The following is a 12,011-nucleotide window of genomic DNA, read 5'->3' as shown; positions in this document are numbered from 1 at the left end:
AGCGGCACGGGCAGTTCAGGGTTTTACTTCCCCCTCGACGTGTAAAGACGGACTTGGGTATCCCCGACCTTTAGCGTGCTTACCTTGTTCCAGTTACTCGGGATGGAAGCGAAATCATCGGGCGGTGCACTGTTGCTGACCAACCACACTCGCGTTTGGCCCAAGGATAACTTTTCAAGGCTGTCGAGATAGACCTTGTCGGCGTCATTGTTGACCAAAGTACCAAACCCGTAATCGCCTGGCCGTCCGGAAAGACCATCGGCGCGTGGCGGTGTATAGAGCAGCGGCACCGAGCCGGTCTTGTTGTAGTAGACATAGCTGAAATACCAGAAAAGATCGCTGACCACGATGCGGTCATTCGCCTGATAGTTTGCATTGACGTAGTTGACCAACTTGTCGAACTGCTCATCATCCGTTTGGTAGTCATTGTGCAAGCCGATCAGCTCTACCGTCAGCACCATCACCAGCATGGCGACTGCGGCATACCGAAAATGATGCCTCAACTGATCGATCGCGATGGCCAGTATCATCGGCACGCCCAGCGCGGAAAACATCAGGTAGCGCTCGACCAGCAGCGGTACCTTCCATGACACCAGAAATACGACGATCAGCGGTAGAAACGTATAGATCGCCAGTAGAACGTGAAATTTGTGCGCGCTTCGATCACGCAGGCAGACAACGCCTGTCACCAACGCCAGCGCCAGTGGCAATGCAAGGTAGAGCAACCACCCCAGGTCCCGGGCATCCGCAAGGGTCAGATACTGCCAGATTGTCGATGGCAGTGACGCCATGATGATGGGCTCGATCCAGCCAATGTCGCCACCCGCCCTGAGTTGGTCAAGGTGCCGCAGCAGGTCAATCAGGCCGGGTATCCAGGGAGCATACAGAATAAAGATAAAGCCGTTGGCCACCCACCATGCTGGCCGCGTGACGAGTCGTTGTTCATCGCCGCGCACACCCCATAGATAGGCCCAGTGAGACAGCGCGCAAAGCCCGGTGAAGTAATGCGTATAGAAACTGGCCGCCATCAACAGCACATAAATGACGAGGTAACGGTGGCGCTCAGGTTTTCTCACCCAATACACAAGCGCGAGGGTTGCGCCGAGCAGCCATAGCCCCATCAGTGAGTACATGCGTACTTCCTGGCTGTAACGCACTGCAATTGGCAACAAGGCCAGTAACACGCCCGCCACGATGGCTGCATGGCGGGTTGCGACCTGGTAGACGAGCCACATGCCAAGGGCCACCGTACCGATACCGGGTAGCACGCTGAGAAACCTGATCGAAAAGAGGCCGTCCCCAAAGGCGCCTATCCAGGCGTGTAGCAGCAGGAAATAAAGCGGTGGATGTACATCATGGGCACTGTGGATCCAGATGAGCGAGGGTGAGTACTGGCTCATCAACAAGCTGGAGCCCTCGTCGCACCATATGGCGGAGGCGGTCGAGCCATACAGCCGGACCAGCGTGGCGAGCAACAGGATTGGTAGCGGCCAGCAATTTCTGGCCCATGCCGTGAATGGCTCGAATGGCTTCGCTGTGCCGGGCGTTGGGGCTTTTCCACTGGTGTTGTAGTCGTGAAACTTCATGTTTCCTCCAGCCCCGCTGCGGACCTTGAGAATGCCTTCACGCGACGTAAGGCTAGCAGCCATCGGTGCTGCATGTTCGGGCTGAACTCAATAGCCCATCTACAGCCAGCGCCGTGGCCACACCACGCTTGAAACCACTACAAATGTTTCGAAAAGTCAGAATTTTTACCTTCCTTGTAGTCTGTTTCTGAAAGATACTGCTGCCGCCTATTTTCCGTTGCGGGTGCTGTGCCAGCGCTCTAGTCTCGGCCTGTCGCTGCACATCAGTGACACGGCTTTGACAGGCCGTAACGGTTTTGAGTTATGGCACACCTTATGGTGGCTGTACGTGCGGGCACGCTTGCGTGCGCCGGAACTTATCAATTCCGCCGGTCTGTCAACCCACGTGCAGCTGCCACCCTTCCGTTTGACAGCAGAAAGGTGGCGGCACCTACAAGGAATTGAATGATGTTGAAGATGGTCCCCGATCCACCCCGCACTCTCCACTCCCTCGAAGACACCCTCATCCAGGCTGCGGACTACGCACTCTGTGCACTAGCTGTTTCGCAGCAAGCAATGCTGTTACAGCCCAAGTCGCCTGCGGCGGCGTTGATGATGGCGTCGACACATGAACTTGAGACGCTGCGGTTGTTGCTTGAGGCGGCATTGATTCAGGTACAGATGCCGACCGAACCGCGAACGCTGCACTAAGCCGCAAACCATGTGCTGCCTGGGCCGGGCGCCGGCAGTCCTGAAGCTTGCGCCGCATCTGTGGGAACTGGCTTGCCGAAGGTCGACCCAGGCAGCGGGAGATTTTGAGGGGAAGACAATGACTTCAGACGACACCAGGTTCACCGTCGGCAAGACCACGTTTTTTCAGGGAGAAAATCAGGCACATCCGCTGTTTCGGATCGAAGCAGGTATTCCTTGCAGGAGTGCCCGGGAACAGGCTTCGGAATTGATGGGGTATGTGCGGGAGCTGACGATTGTCGGGTTGATGGATGAAAAGCCGATGATGATCTGGGCTGCCCATTATCTGAGTGCGCTGGCCAAGGCGCTGATGGATGATGCTGAGTTGGGGATGATGCAATGAGTGAGGGCCTGATCACCCCAGGCTTTTGAAGAGGCATCCCTTTGCGGTAATTTTGGGGACGTCCCATACCAGAAACGCAAAAGCCCCGAATAATCGGGGCTTTTGCTGAATAATGTGGCGGAAGCGTAGAGATTCGAACTCTAGGATAGTTGCCCATCGACGGTTTTCAAGACCGTTGCCTTAAACCACTCGGCCACGCTTCCAGCTCGTTTTGCGGCCGCCATAATACCGTAATGAAACACGCTGTCAAACTCTCTGTGTCGCGGGTTCCCGAGCCTCTGTTAGACTGCTTGCATCTGAACGTCTCAAACCACGGTTCCATAAGGAGTGTCGCCATGCGCGAACAGGATTATGCCGTACACCACGGCCAGCAAGCCGAGCAGCAGGAGGTCAGCAAGGTCCTGCGTAACACGTACAGCCTGCTGGCTCTCACCCTCGCCTTCAGCGGTGTCATGGCCTTCGTCGCCCAGCAGATGCGCGTCGGTTACCCGAACGTGTTCGTCGTGCTGATCGGCTTCTACGGTCTGTTCTTCCTCACTGCCAAACTGCGTGATTCGGTCTGGGGCCTGGTGTCTACCTTTGCCCTTACCGGTTTCATGGGCTTCATTCTCGGCCCGATCCTCAACCGCTACCTGGGCATGGCCGGTGGCGCCGAAGTGGTCAGCTCGGCGTTTGCCATGACCGCACTGGTGTTCGGGGGTCTGTCGGCCTATGTGCTGATCACCCGCAAGGACATGAGCTTCCTCAGCGGCTTCATCACCGCTGGCTTCTTTGTCCTGCTGGGTGCGGTGGTGGCCAGCTTCTTCTTCCAGATCAGCGGCCTGCAACTGGCGATCAGCGCTGGCTTCGTGCTGTTCTCGTCGGTCTGCATTCTGTTCCAGACCAGCGCGATCATTCATGGGGGCGAGCGTAACTACATCATGGCGACCATCAGCCTGTATGTATCGATCTACAACCTGTTCATCAGCTTGCTGCAACTGTTTGGCATCATGGGTCGTGATGACTGATTGATTGCTGATTGAGAAAGCCCGCTTCGGCGGGCTTTTCTTTGTGCGCTGGAAATGTGGTGGGCTGCAGGGTGTTCGCCTTGAGGGGGTCAGCGCCCGACGAACAACTGCCAGCCTCCCTCTCCCTCCTCAAATCCCACCCCAAACACTGACTTAAAAGTCAGAAAACAAGGCAAATGGTCGGCGATCATGCCGCCATCGTGCCTTCCCCTACCGCAATCGCCCTTCTGCCCGTAGAATGCGCTCCTTTTTTCTTCCGGGGCAGCTTCACCGATGAGCTCACACGAACACAGCCCAGGCGCGGCGGCGCCTGCCAACGAACTGGTACTTGGCCTCGAGGACAAGCCACGGCTGTTGATCGGCCTGCTGGCAGCCCTGCAGCACCTGCTGGCGATCATCGTGCCGATCGTCACCCCAGGCCTGCTGATCTGCCAGGCGCTGGGGGTTTCGGCTCGCGATACCAACCTCATCGTCTCCATGTCGCTGGTGATCTCCGGTATCGCCACCTTCGTCCAGTGCAAGCGCTTCGGCCCGTTCGGTGCCGGGCTGCTGATCGTGCAGGGCACCAGCTTCAACTTCGTCGGGCCGCTGATTGCCGGTGGTGCGCTGATGGTCAAGCAAGGCACGCCGGTCGAAAGCGTGATGGCGGCGATCTTCGGCGTGGTGATCGCAGGCTCCTTCGTCGAGATGGGGGTGTCGCGCATCCTGCCGTTCGTCAAACGCCTGATCACCCCGCTGGTGACCGGTATCGTCGTACTGATGATCGGCCTCACCCTGATCAAAGTCGGCCTGATCAGCATGGGTGGCGGCTTCGGCGCCATGGCCAATGGCACCTTCGCCAACGGCGAAAACCTGCTGCTGTCGGGCGCCGTGCTGGCGGTGATCGTGATCCTCAACCGCATTCCGGTGGTGTGGATGCGCAGCTGCGCCATCGTCATCGCCCTGGCGGTCGGCTATGCCCTGGCCGGCTACCTTGGCCGCCTGGACTTCACCGGCATGCACGAGGCCGCGCTGTTCCAGGTGCCGATGCCGCTGCACTTCGGCCTGGGCTTCTCCTGGGCGCTGTTCATTCCGATGCTGGTGATCTACCTGGTGACTTCGCTGGAAGCCATCGGTGACGTCACCGCCACCAGCAAGGTCTCGCGCCAGCCGGTCGAAGGCCCGCTGTGGATGTCGCGCATCAAGGGCGGCGTGCTGGTCAACGGTGCCAACTCGCTGCTGGCCGGCCTGTTCAACACCTTCCCCAGCTCGATCTTCGCCCAGAACAACGGTGTGATTCAGCTGACCGGTATTGCCAGCCGCCACATCGGTATCTGGATTGCCGTGATGCTGGTGCTGCTGGGCCTGTTCCCGAGCGTGGCCGGTGTGATTCAGGCAGTGCCCGAGCCGGTGCTGGGTGGCGCGGCCATGGTCATGTTCGGTGCGGTTGCCGCGTCGGGCATCAACATTCTGGCCAGTACCCGCCTGGACCGTCGTGCCCTGCTGATCATCGCCGTGTCGCTGGCGTTGGGCCTGGGTGTGGCACAGGTGCCGGAATTCCTCGCGCACATGCCGGCGGCGATCCGCAATGTGCTGGAGTCGGGTGTGGCGACCGGCGGCATCTGCGCCCTGCTGCTGAACTGGTTCTTGCCGGAGAGCAAAGAAAACGCCTGATCCGCGCCTGCCCTGCCGACAAAGCCCGCGCCCACTTGCGCGGGCTTTTTTGCTTTATCATGGCGGCATTCCCTTGCACGAGTTGTCCATGAAATTCGCTATCGCGGTTTTTTCCCCGGCCCATGCGCCCTCCTCGCGCCGCGCCCTGCGCTTCGCCGAGGCGGTGCTGGCTGGCGGGCATGAGATTGCCCGGCTGTTCTTCTATCAGGACGGGGTGCACAGCGCCTCGGCCAACGTGGTCGCGCCTCAGGATGAGCAGGACATCGCCGCCCAATGGCGGGCCTTCATCGAAATCAACCGGCTCGACGCGGTGGTGTGCATCGCCGCCGCCCTGCGCCGTGGCGTGCTCGATGAGGCCGAAGCCAGCCGCTACCAGCGCCCGGCGGTGAACCTGCCCAAGCCGTGGGAACTGTCTGGCCTCGGCCAGCTGCATGAAGCCGCGCAAACTGCCGACCGCCTGGTCTGCTTCGGAGGCGACTGAAATGGCCAAATCCCTGTTGATCATCAGCCGCCAGGCACCGTGGAACGGCCCGTCCGCCCGCGAAGCGCTGGACATCGCCCTGGCCGGCGGCGCCTTCGACCTGCCGCTGGCCATGCTGTTCCTCGATGACGGCGTGTTCCAGCTGGCGCCCGGCCAGCAACCGGCCGCCGTGGAGCAGAAGAACCTTGCCGCCAACCTGCAGGCGCTGCCTATGTTCGGCGTCGAAGCACTGTTCGCCTGCCAGCACAGCCTGGCACGCCGTGGCTTGGCCGCCGATGGCCTGGCACTGCCGGTGGAGGTGCTGGACGATACCGCCCTGCAAGCCCTGATTGCCCGTTACGACCAAGTGGTGACGCTCTGATGCCAACCCTGCACGTGTTATCCCACTCCCCGTTCGGCGACGAGCGCCTGGACAGCTGCCTGCGCCTGCTGGGCGCCGACGACGGCGTGCTGCTGTGCGGCGATGCGGTCTATGCCCTGCGCGAGGGTAGCGACACCCAGCGCCAGCTGCAGGCTGCCAACCTGGCTCAGCGCCTGTTCGCCCTCGACGAAGACCTGCAGGCCCGCGCCATCAGCAGCGCGCTGGCCAAGGCCGTGGACTACCAGGCGTTCGTCGAGCTGTCGCTGCACTACGACAAGGTCAACAGCTGGCTATGAGTACGCTGAACGTTGGCGATCGCGCCATCGCCCTGGACAAGGACGGCTTCCTGGTCGACCTGCAAGACTGGTCGCACCCGGTCGCCGAGGCCCTGGCCGAGCGCGAAAGCATCGCCCTGACCGCCGACCACTGGGAAATCCTCGAACTGCTGCGCCAGTTTTACGACGAATACCAGCTGTCGCCGGCCACCCGCCCGCTGATCAAGTACACCGCGCTCAAGCTGGGCACGGAAAAGGGCAACAGCCCGCACCTCAACCGCCTGTTCAACGGCACCCCCGCCAAACTCGCCGCCAAGCTGGCGGGCCTGCCCAAGCCGACCAATTGCATATGACCGACGCCCGTCCGCTGACCCTGGAAACCCCGGCCGAACACCCGTTCGCCGAATTCGTGCGCATCCTTGGCAAAGGCAAACGCGGCGCCCGCGGCCTGACCCGCGAGGAAGCCCGCGCCGCCATGACCCTGCTGCTCGAAGGCAAGGTCGAAGACACCCAGCTGGGTGCCTTCCTGATGCTGCTGCGGCACAAGGAAGAAAGCGCCGAAGAGCTCGCCGGCTTCACCGAAGCCCTGCGTGCGCACCTGCAGGCGCCACGTATCGACGTGGATATAGACTGGCCGACCTATGCCGGCAAGAAGCGCCACTTGCCCTGGTACCTGCTCAGCGCCAAGTGCCTGGCCGCCAATGGCGTGCGCATCCTCATGCACGGCGGCGGCGCGCACACCGCCGGGCGCATGTATACCGAACAATTGCTGGCACTGCTGCAGATCCCCCTGTGCCGCGACTGGGCAGCGGTCAGCCAGGCCCTCGACCAACAGCGCCTGGCCTTCGCCCCGCTGCACGACTGGGCGCCGCAGCTGCAGCGGATGATCGACCTGCGCAACACGCTGGGCCTGCGCTCGCCCATCCACTCCCTGGCGCGGGTGCTCAATCCGCTGGGGGCGCGATGCGGCCTGCAGAGCATCTTCCACCCCGGCTACCAGGCGGTGCACCGCGAAGCCAGCCGCCTGCTCGGCGACCACGCCGTGGTGATCAAGGGCGATGGCGGCGAGATCGAGGTCAACCCCGATGTCATCAGCCACCTCTACGGCACCCGCGCAGGCGAAGCCTGGGACGAGGAATGGCCGGCACTGAGCGAACGCCGCCACGTGAAACCACCGAGCCTGCAGCCCGAGCAGTTGCTGGCGGTCTGGCACGGCGAGGCCGAAGACAGCTACGGCGAAATGGCTGTGGTCGCGACCATGGCCCTGGCGCTGCGTGGCCTGGGCCAGGATGGCGAACAGGCGTTTGCCACCGCGCGGGGTTACTGGGCCACACGAGACCAATCGAATAACTAGATAGTAAAAGGGCATTCTTTGCGTTAGTTATTCGAACGATTTCCCCTAGACTGGGCTCCAACGACAAACACTTTTGTTTCCGAGGAGCTCACCATGGGCCTTTTGATCGACGGCCGCTGGCACGACCAGTGGTATGAAAACGGCAAGGACGGCACCTTCAAACGCGAAAACGCCCAGCGCCGCAATCAGCTGCCCGCTCCAGAGGCCGGTCGCTACCACCTGTACGTCTCGCTGGCCTGCCCATGGGCCCACCGCACCCTGATCCTGCGCGCCCTCAAAGGCCTGGAGCCGCTGATCGACGTGTCGGTGGTCAGCTGGCTGATGCAGGACCATGGCTGGACCTTCGACACGCAGCAAGGCTCCACCGGCGACCACCTCGACGCCCTGCAGTACCTGCACCAGCGCTACACCCAGGACGACCCGCACTACACCGGCCGGGTGACCGTGCCCGTGCTGTGGGACAAGCAAGAGAAGCGCATCGTCAACAACGAGTCGTCCGAGATCATCCGCATCTTCAACAGCGCGTTCAACGAACTGACCGGCAACACCCTGGACCTTTACCCAGAGCCACTGCGCCCGGCCATCGAAACACTGAACGAACGCATCTACCCGGCGGTGAACAACGGCGTGTACCGCACAGGCTTCGCCACCACCCAGGACGCCTACGAGGCGGCCTTCGATGAGGTGTTCAACGAACTGGATCATCTGGAAGACCTGCTGGGCCGCAATCGCTACCTGGCCGGCGAATACCTGACCGAAGCCGATGTGCGGCTGTTCACCACCCTGGTGCGCTTCGACGCGGTCTACCATGGCCACTTCAAGTGCAACCTGCGCCGCCTGAGCGACTACCACAACCTGTCCAACTGGCTGCGTGAGCTGTACCAGTGGCCGGGCGTGGCCAGTACAGTGAACATGGAGCACATCCAGAAGCACTATTACATGAGCCACAAGACCATCAACCCGAACGGCATCGTGCCAAAAGGCCCGCTGCAGGACTTCAACCAGCCCCATGACCGGGAGCGGTTGGCGGGCAAAGGGATCTGGCAGGCTTGAGATGCCCGGGGGCTGCGTTACGGCCCCCTACCCTCTATCAGTCACGCATGAAGCCACCATCCACATCCATGATTTCCCCGGTCACGAACCCCGCCTCGGCCGACGCCAGGAAGCACACCGCCGCCGCGATGTCCCGCGGTGTCCCCGCCCGCCCCAGCGGCATCTGCGCCAGCACCTGAGCCCTTGCGTGCGGCGCGAGCACGCTGGTCATCTCGGTATCGGTCAATGCAGGTGACACGGCATTGACCGTGATGTCGTAAGGCCCCGCCTCACGCGCCAGGCCCTTGGTCAGGGCGATTACCGCGCCCTTGGCCGCTGCATAGCAGCTGTTGCCCAACAGCCCGCCGCCCCGTTTGCCGGCCACCGAGGCGATATTGATGATGCGCCCGTCGCGCCGCGCCATCATGCCCGGCAATACCGCCTTGGCGCAGAAGAACACGCTGTTGAGGTCGATCGCCATCACCCGGTTCCACTCCGCTGTGGTCAGTTCCAGCAGCGGTGCGGTGGAGACGATGCCGGCGTTGTTGACCAGGATGTCGACACCGCCCAGCTGCGCCTCGACCTGCTCGACCATCGCCTGCACCTGCGCCTCATCGGCCACATCCACCCCTACGCCAACCGCCTCGACGCCCTGCTCGCGCAAACGTGCTGCGGCCTGTTCGGCGGCGTCCGGGTCCAGATCGCACAGGGCGACCCGCGCCCCGCCATACCCCAGCGCCGCCGCAATGGCATGGCCGATGCCTCGGGCGGCGCCGGTGACCAGCGCGGTGCGCCCGGCCAGGGTGAAGTTCAGTGCAGCGTGCACGGCAGTGTTGCTCATGGTGATTTGTCCTTTCAGAAGGCCGTAGCCAGGCGCGCCCTCTGCATGGCAAAGGGCGTTGATCGAATGTGCGAACGAAAACAGGCTCAGGCGCTGCCGCAGGCCCCCAGCGCCAGCTGTTCCTTGAGCGGCGGGATGTCCAGCCGGCGCATCACCCGATACAGCGAGGGCCGGCAGATGCCCAGCTCGCGGGCAGCGGCGGACATGTTCCAGCGGCAGGCCTGCAGGGTGTCGAGCACGTCGGCGCGTTCATCGCCCTGCTGCACCGGGCGGCGGATCGGGGTGATGTTGGCCGGCAGCGGGCGCGGGGCCTGGCACTGGCCGAGGAAGTCCAGCGGCAGGTCGCTGCGCTGGATGCGCGCGCCTTCCATCACTGCGCAGGCATAGCGCACCACCGCGCGCATCTGGCGCAGGTTGCCCGGCCAGGGGTGCGCCAGCAGCAGCGCCCAGACGTCGCCAAGCACCTGGCGAGGGTCGCAGCCTGGCAACTCGTAGGCGACCATGTTGCACAGCAATTCGCCGCGGTCGTTGCGCTCGCGCAGCGGCGGCAGCTCCACCACGCCGGTGGCGATGCGGTAGAACAGGTCTTCACGGAAGCTGCCATCGGCCACCCGTGCCGCCAGGTCCTGGTGCGTGGCGCAGACCAGGGCGAAGTTCACCGGCACGCTGCGCTCGGCGCCCAGCGGGGTCACTTCGCGCTCGGCGATCACCCGCAGCAGGCGGGTCTGCTGCTCGAAGGGCATGTCGCCGATTTCATCGAGAAACAGCGTGCCGCCGTCGGCCTGCTGTACCTTGCCCTTCTTGCCCCCCGGCAGCGCGCCGGAAAAGGCGCCACGGCTGTAGCCGAACAGCTCGCTTTCGATCAGCGTCTCGGGGATGGAAGCGCAGTTCAGCGCCACCAGCTGGGCGGCGCGGCGCTGGCTGTGGGCATGCAGGGCGCGGGCGAGGATCTCCTTGCCGGTACCGGTCTCGCCGCGAATCAACACGGCGATGCCGCGCTCCATCAGGCGCAGCGCACGGCGGAAGGCCTGGCGCACCCGCGGGTCGCTGTCGTGGGCGATGTCGCATTCGGGTACGGCGGGCAGGCACGGGCGAACAGGGTCGGTCGAAGCGGTCATTAGCGTCACCTTTTTCTTGTTCTATAGCTTGTGACTATGCCGGCGGGCGGCGCTTGTGGCGCCGCCGGGGCCGAAGGGGTGTTGCAGGTTCACATTAGGGAGGCGCAGTTATATTTTCCAATACATAATCCAGCATCGACTGATACCTTTGAGAGCATCATGATCGAACTCCGCCACCTGCAGTACTTCCGCACCCTGGCCGAAACCCTGCACTTCGGCCGCGCCGCCGAACGGCTGCACATCTCCCAGCCGCCGCTGTCACGGCAGATCGCGTTTTTGGAAGACGAATTGGGGGTCAAGCTGTTCGACCGCTCACGCCGGCGGGTCGAGCTGACCGAGGCCGGCCAGCGCTTCTACCTCGATACCGGCACGGTGTTCGCCGCCTTCGAGCAGGCCAAGCGCAATGCCCTGGCCGCAGCGCGGGGTGCGGCTGGCGGGCTGTCGGTGGGCTTCATGATGTCCACCGCCTACAGCATCACCCCGGCCATCACCCGGCGCTATGCCGCGCTGTATCCGCAGGTGAACCTCAAGCTCACCGAGACCCTGCCGCTGGACCTGGCCCAGGACATCAGCAGCGGCAACAAGGATGTGGCGATCATGTACCGCCCGCAGGATTGCACCGGCCTGGAGACGGTCACGCTGTACCGCGAAGAAATGACCCTGGTGCTGCCCCCCGGCCACCGCCTGGCCGGCCAGGCACTGGTGGAGCCGCGGGAACTGGCCGACGAGACCTTCATCATCGTGCCCCGGCGCATCGCCCCTGCCCTGCACGACATGATCTGCAGCTATTGCCTGCAGCACGGGGTAACGCCGAACATCGGCCTGGAGATCAACATGCAGCAGACCATCGTCAACCTGGTCGGCGAAGGCCTGGGGGTGGCCATCGTGCCGCGTTCGATGCGCAACATGCGCCTGGCCAGTACCAGCTTCCGGCCCTTGCGCGAGGCCCCGGTGATCGAGGTGGTGGCGGTGTGGAAGGCCGACAACCACAACCCGTGCATCGCCACCTTCGTCGACACCGCGCTGCAGGCCGGCGAGCAGGCGACGCGGGAGGATGAGGCGCGGCGCCAGACTGAAGACTGACCCCCATACTCTGGGCGAAACTGTCTTGCCCGACTTCAAAAAGCTGGCGCGGTCGTTGTGGGAGCGGGCTTGCCCGCGAACACGGGCGGAGCCCGTGCCATCCACGGCGTCGCCTGCTTCGCGGGCAAGCCCGCTCCCACAACGACCG

General features: G+C 63.1%; 14 protein-coding genes and 1 tRNA gene. 11 read left to right on the top strand and 4 right to left on the bottom strand.

Annotation, left to right across the window (positions count from 1 at the left end):
- Nucleotides 1–23: 23 nt before the first annotated feature.
- Nucleotides 24–1,586: a glycosyltransferase family 39 protein gene (locus tag CAF78_RS04390; protein ID WP_158090040.1), complete on the bottom strand. Its 1,563-nt coding sequence runs from the start codon at nt 1,584–1,586 to the stop codon at nt 24–26.
- A 447-nt stretch (nt 1,587–2,033) separates the two neighbouring features.
- Here CAF78_RS04390 and CAF78_RS04385 point away from each other — a divergent pair, with 447 nt between their 5' ends.
- Both CAF78_RS04385 and CAF78_RS04380 read left to right on the top strand, forming a co-directional pair.
- A complete protein-coding gene (locus CAF78_RS04385; protein ID WP_085674350.1) occupies nt 2,034–2,276 on the top strand; it encodes a hypothetical protein in 243 nt (80 codons plus the stop codon).
- Between the two features lie 118 nt (nt 2,277–2,394).
- Complete coding sequence (locus CAF78_RS04380; RefSeq protein ID WP_085674352.1) at nt 2,395–2,658, top strand: DUF3077 domain-containing protein; 264 nt, start codon at nt 2,395–2,397, stop codon at nt 2,656–2,658.
- A gap of 115 nt (nt 2,659–2,773) precedes the next feature.
- Here CAF78_RS04380 and CAF78_RS04375 read toward each other — a convergent pair.
- A tRNA-Ser gene (locus CAF78_RS04375) sits at nt 2,774–2,861 on the bottom strand.
- Nucleotides 2,862–2,993: 132 nt separating this feature from the next.
- On the opposite strand from CAF78_RS04375, the gene CAF78_RS04370 reads away from it, so the two are divergent.
- The 8 genes from CAF78_RS04370 to CAF78_RS04330 all read left to right on the top strand — a co-directional run bounded on the left by CAF78_RS04370 (nt 2,994) and on the right by CAF78_RS04330 (nt 8,842).
- Nucleotides 2,994–3,665 carry a Bax inhibitor-1/YccA family protein gene (locus CAF78_RS04370; protein WP_027919754.1) on the top strand — a complete coding sequence of 224 codons (672 nt, stop codon included), beginning with the start codon at nt 2,994–2,996 and terminating at the stop codon, nt 3,663–3,665.
- A 273-nt stretch (nt 3,666–3,938) separates the two neighbouring features.
- The gene (locus CAF78_RS04360; RefSeq protein ID WP_085674354.1) at nt 3,939–5,318 is read left to right on the top strand and encodes a nucleobase:cation symporter-2 family protein; all 1,380 of its coding nucleotides are present in this window, start codon (nt 3,939–3,941) and stop codon (nt 5,316–5,318) included.
- Nucleotides 5,319–5,406: 88 nt separating this feature from the next.
- Entirely contained in the window at nt 5,407–5,799 is a 393-nt protein-coding gene (tusD, locus tag CAF78_RS04355; RefSeq protein WP_085674356.1) for a sulfurtransferase complex subunit TusD, read from the top strand.
- A gap of 1 nt (nt 5,800) precedes the next feature.
- Complete coding sequence (gene tusC / locus CAF78_RS04350) at nt 5,801–6,160, top strand: sulfurtransferase complex subunit TusC (RefSeq protein WP_085674358.1); 360 nt, start codon at nt 5,801–5,803, stop codon at nt 6,158–6,160.
- On the top strand, nt 6,160–6,456 hold the full coding sequence (gene tusB, locus CAF78_RS04345) for a sulfurtransferase complex subunit TusB (protein WP_085674360.1): 297 nt from the start codon (nt 6,160–6,162) through the stop codon (nt 6,454–6,456). The genes tusC and tusB overlap by 1 nt, the downstream gene beginning before the upstream one ends.
- Nucleotides 6,453–6,788: a TusE/DsrC/DsvC family sulfur relay protein gene (locus CAF78_RS04340; protein ID WP_085674362.1), complete on the top strand. Its 336-nt coding sequence runs from the start codon at nt 6,453–6,455 to the stop codon at nt 6,786–6,788. Before tusB ends, CAF78_RS04340 begins: the two co-directional genes overlap by 4 nt.
- Nucleotides 6,785–7,789, top strand: coding sequence for a glycosyl transferase family protein (locus CAF78_RS04335; protein ID WP_085674364.1), 1,005 nt, complete (start codon nt 6,785–6,787; stop codon nt 7,787–7,789). Before CAF78_RS04340 ends, CAF78_RS04335 begins: the two co-directional genes overlap by 4 nt.
- 93 nt (nt 7,790–7,882) lie before the next feature.
- Nucleotides 7,883–8,842: a glutathione S-transferase family protein gene (locus tag CAF78_RS04330; protein WP_085674366.1), complete on the top strand. Its 960-nt coding sequence runs from the start codon at nt 7,883–7,885 to the stop codon at nt 8,840–8,842.
- Nucleotides 8,843–8,879: 37 nt separating this feature from the next.
- On the opposite strand, the gene CAF78_RS04325 is transcribed toward CAF78_RS04330, so the two are convergent.
- Together CAF78_RS04325 and CAF78_RS04320 are read right to left on the bottom strand one after the other, a co-directional pair.
- Entirely contained in the window at nt 8,880–9,662 is a 783-nt protein-coding gene (locus CAF78_RS04325; protein WP_085674368.1) for an SDR family NAD(P)-dependent oxidoreductase, read from the bottom strand.
- Between the two features lie 86 nt (nt 9,663–9,748).
- The gene (locus CAF78_RS04320; RefSeq protein ID WP_085674370.1) at nt 9,749–10,780 is read right to left on the bottom strand and encodes a sigma-54-dependent Fis family transcriptional regulator; all 1,032 of its coding nucleotides are present in this window, start codon (nt 10,778–10,780) and stop codon (nt 9,749–9,751) included.
- Nucleotides 10,781–10,939: 159 nt separating this feature from the next.
- On the opposite strand from CAF78_RS04320, the gene CAF78_RS04315 reads away from it, so the two are divergent.
- Nucleotides 10,940–11,863: a LysR family transcriptional regulator gene (locus CAF78_RS04315; RefSeq protein WP_085674372.1), complete on the top strand. Its 924-nt coding sequence runs from the start codon at nt 10,940–10,942 to the stop codon at nt 11,861–11,863.
- Nucleotides 11,864–12,011 lie beyond the last annotated feature (148 nt).

This window comes from Pseudomonas sp. R28(2017), assembly GCF_002112505.1.
In the GTDB taxonomy this organism is placed as follows: Bacteria; Pseudomonadota; Gammaproteobacteria; order Pseudomonadales; family Pseudomonadaceae; genus Aquipseudomonas.
This window is presented reverse-complemented; position numbering and strand designations above follow the sequence as displayed.

Excerpts from the sequence above, each read along its gene's own strand:
- CAF78_RS04390 (WP_158090040.1), bottom strand. The coding sequence starts at position 1,586 with ATGAAGTTTCACGACTACAACACCAGTGGAAAAGCCCCAACGCCCGGC.
- CAF78_RS04385 (WP_085674350.1), top strand. The coding sequence starts at position 2,034 with ATGTTGAAGATGGTCCCCGATCCACCCCGCACTCTCCACTCCCTCGAA.
- CAF78_RS04380 (WP_085674352.1), top strand. The coding sequence starts at position 2,395 with ATGACTTCAGACGACACCAGGTTCACCGTCGGCAAGACCACGTTTTTT.
- CAF78_RS04370 (WP_027919754.1), top strand. The coding sequence starts at position 2,994 with ATGCGCGAACAGGATTATGCCGTACACCACGGCCAGCAAGCCGAGCAG.
- CAF78_RS04360 (WP_085674354.1), top strand. The coding sequence starts at position 3,939 with ATGAGCTCACACGAACACAGCCCAGGCGCGGCGGCGCCTGCCAACGAA.
- tusD (WP_085674356.1), top strand. The coding sequence starts at position 5,407 with ATGAAATTCGCTATCGCGGTTTTTTCCCCGGCCCATGCGCCCTCCTCG.
- tusC (WP_085674358.1), top strand. The coding sequence starts at position 5,801 with ATGGCCAAATCCCTGTTGATCATCAGCCGCCAGGCACCGTGGAACGGC.
- tusB (WP_085674360.1), top strand. The coding sequence starts at position 6,160 with ATGCCAACCCTGCACGTGTTATCCCACTCCCCGTTCGGCGACGAGCGC.
- CAF78_RS04340 (WP_085674362.1), top strand. The coding sequence starts at position 6,453 with ATGAGTACGCTGAACGTTGGCGATCGCGCCATCGCCCTGGACAAGGAC.
- CAF78_RS04335 (WP_085674364.1), top strand. The coding sequence starts at position 6,785 with ATGACCGACGCCCGTCCGCTGACCCTGGAAACCCCGGCCGAACACCCG.
- CAF78_RS04330 (WP_085674366.1), top strand. The coding sequence starts at position 7,883 with ATGGGCCTTTTGATCGACGGCCGCTGGCACGACCAGTGGTATGAAAAC.
- CAF78_RS04325 (WP_085674368.1), bottom strand. The coding sequence starts at position 9,662 with ATGAGCAACACTGCCGTGCACGCTGCACTGAACTTCACCCTGGCCGGG.
- CAF78_RS04320 (WP_085674370.1), bottom strand. The coding sequence starts at position 10,780 with ATGACCGCTTCGACCGACCCTGTTCGCCCGTGCCTGCCCGCCGTACCC.
- CAF78_RS04315 (WP_085674372.1), top strand. The coding sequence starts at position 10,940 with ATGATCGAACTCCGCCACCTGCAGTACTTCCGCACCCTGGCCGAAACC.